Source organism: Cryobacterium sp. TMT2-10, assembly GCF_004403075.1.
GTDB classification, from domain to species: Bacteria; Actinomycetota; Actinomycetes; order Actinomycetales; family Microbacteriaceae; genus Cryobacterium; species Cryobacterium shii.
This window is the reverse complement of record NZ_SOGW01000002.1, coordinates 1-1,443: the sequence shown is the minus strand read 5'-3', so window position 1 is coordinate 1,443 and position 1,443 is coordinate 1. Positions and strand designations below refer to the sequence as shown.

At 65.1% G+C, this 1,443-nt stretch carries 1 protein-coding gene; it reads right to left on the bottom strand.

Annotated elements, in window-relative coordinates:
- Positions 1 to 1,316, bottom strand: a protein-coding gene (locus E3T37_RS00070; RefSeq protein ID WP_241994509.1) for an IS3 family transposase whose coding sequence is annotated in 2 segments (ribosomal slippage) — positions 1 to 959 and positions 959 to 1,316 — 1,317 coding nt annotated over the 2 segments. Because the reading frame shifts where the segments join, the coding sequence is not laid out codon by codon here. This gene is flagged as partial in the annotation.
- Positions 1,317 to 1,443: the final 127 nt, after the last annotated feature.

The following is a 1,443-nucleotide window of genomic DNA, read 5'->3' as shown; positions in this document are numbered from 1 at the left end:
CGTGGTGCCGAATCGTTCCGGGTTCTGGGCGCGTGCGGCGGCCAAGGTCGCTGACCGGTCGATGGCCTTGCCGGCCGCGAGGCCGTAGTGGACGTCCGCGGGGGTGTTCAGCCCGATCCCAGAATGGCGATGGGTGTGGTTGTAACCCTCGACGAAGTCGGCCATGAACGCCCGCGCCTCGCCCACGGAGCCGAAGCGTTCAGGAAACACCGGGGCGAACTTCAAGGTCTTGAACCATGCCTCGGAGAACGGGTTGTCGTTGCTCACCCGGGGGCGGGAGTGCGACTTGGTGACCTCCAGGTCCGACAACATCGTCGCGACGGTCTTCGACGTCATCGACGTGCCCCGGTCCGCGTGGACGACGTGCGGGACGCCGTGGATGCCGAAGATTTCCCTCATCATCTCCACCGCCAACTCGCCGGACTCCGACGCGTGGACGTGGGCGCCGACGATGTACCGGGAGTAAATGTCGATCATCACGTAGCAGTCGAAGTACGTGCCCTTGATCGGTCCGGCCAGTTTCGTGATGTCCCACGAGTAGACCTGCCCCGGGCCGGTCGCGACCAGTTCCGGGATCGCCCGGGACGGGTGGCGGGCCAGGCGGCGGCGTTCCTTGACCTGTTTGTTCTCGGTCAAAATTCGGTAGATCGTTGAGATCGACGCCAAATAGACGCCCTGATCGAGCAGCTGCGCGTAGATCTGGATCGGCGGCAAATCAACGTAGCCGGGCGAGTTCACCACCGCCAGAATCCTGGCCCGCTCGAGGCTGTTGAGCTTGTTCGCCGGCACCACCGGGGGCGCCGGGACAGGCAGCGGGAGGGACGGTTTCCGGGTCGCCGTCGCCCGGGAGATCCCGGTCAGCCGTGCCGCGATCCGGGTCGAAACGCCAGCAATGGTCAGCTGTCGGTAGGCGGCCATCAGGAGTCGGTGTGCGGTTTGTCGTCCCGCGAGCTCTTGGACAACTGCTCCAAGAGCTCGTGCGCTTTTCCCATGATGGTTAAGGCCACCTCCGTGGTCGCGAGGCGCTGCTCGGCCTTGCCAAGCTGGCGACGCAGTCTCGCGATCTCGGCCTGTTCCGGCGTCAACCGGCCAATCTTCTCGCCCGGTTTCTTGCCCGCCAGGACACCGGCGTCGCGGAGTTTGCGCCACTCGGTGATCTGCGAGGAGTAGATCCCCTGCTCCCGAAGGTAGGCGCCGCCCGTGTTGTTTTGGATGGCGGCCTCGTAGGCGGCCAGGTGCTCGAGTTTCTGCGCCGGGGTGAACGAGCGCCTCGGCGTCGGACCTCCGGATCTGGGTCCGGGACTGCTGGTATTCATTGGACTATCGTCGCGCACGGCGATCAAAGATGGGCTGGGCATGGTGGATCGGTTCCTGGTTCTCGCCCTACGTCATGCGGCGGACTTGCTGTTAGCTGCTGGCCTCACCCAACCCTGACACGTAGGG